The sequence below is a fragment of the Duganella sp. BJB476 genome, assembly GCF_003416895.1.
Taxonomy (GTDB): Bacteria; Pseudomonadota; Gammaproteobacteria; order Burkholderiales; family Burkholderiaceae_D; genus Rugamonas.
On record NZ_QVIO01000027.1, the window covers coordinates 1 to 848 of the forward strand.

The window sequence follows — 848 nt, forward strand, 5'->3', positions numbered from 1 at the left end:
CAGTCGGCGCGGGCGGCGGTACTGTCGGCCGATGAACTGGGCCGGGTGACGACGGAGTTCAACCGCATGGCGCAATCGATCCAGGACAGCCAGGCCAACGAACTGGCCGCCACCAACCTGCTCAAGGCCAAGGTCGACTCGCTGCTCGGCGTGGTCTCCAGGGCCGCCGCCGGCGATTTGACCGGCAAGATCGAAGTGGCCGGCAGCGACGCCATCGGCCAACTGGCGCATGGCCTGGACCGCATGTTCGAGAACCTGCGCGCGCTGCTCAACAACGTGCAGAAGGCTGGCATCCAGGTCACCACCTCGGCCACCGAGATCGCCGCCTCCGCCCGCCAGCAGGAAGCCACCGGCATCGAGCAGGCCCAGACCAGCGTCGAGATCCTCAGCACCACCAAGGAAATCTCCGCCAACACCTCGCAGCTGCTGAAAACCATGGAAGACGCCACCGCGGTGGCCGACTACACCACCAGCGCCACCGCCGACGCCCAGACCAACCTGCGCCGCATGGACAGCACCATGCAGCACATGGTCTCGGCCACCGATTCGATCAACGCCAAGCTGGCCGCCCTGTCGGAAAAGGCCTCCAACATCAACAGCGTTTTGATCACCATCACCAAGGTGGCCGACCAGACCAACATCCTCTCGCTCAACGCCGCCATCGAAGCCGAGAAGGCCGGCGAGGCGGGACGCGGCTTCTCGGTGGTGGCCACCGAAATCCGCCGCCTGGCCGACCAGACCTCGGTCTCCACCTGGGACATCGAGCAGATGCTCAAGGAGATGCAGTCGGCGGTGTCGGCCAGCGTGATGGGCATGGACAAATTCTCCGAAGAGATCCGCCGCAGCGT

1 protein-coding gene is annotated in these 848 nt (G+C 65.4%); it reads left to right on the top strand.

What is annotated here, in order from left to right:
- The coding region (locus tag D0T21_RS31485; RefSeq protein WP_147328228.1) for a methyl-accepting chemotaxis protein at positions 1–848 on the top strand (848 nt) is incomplete at both ends.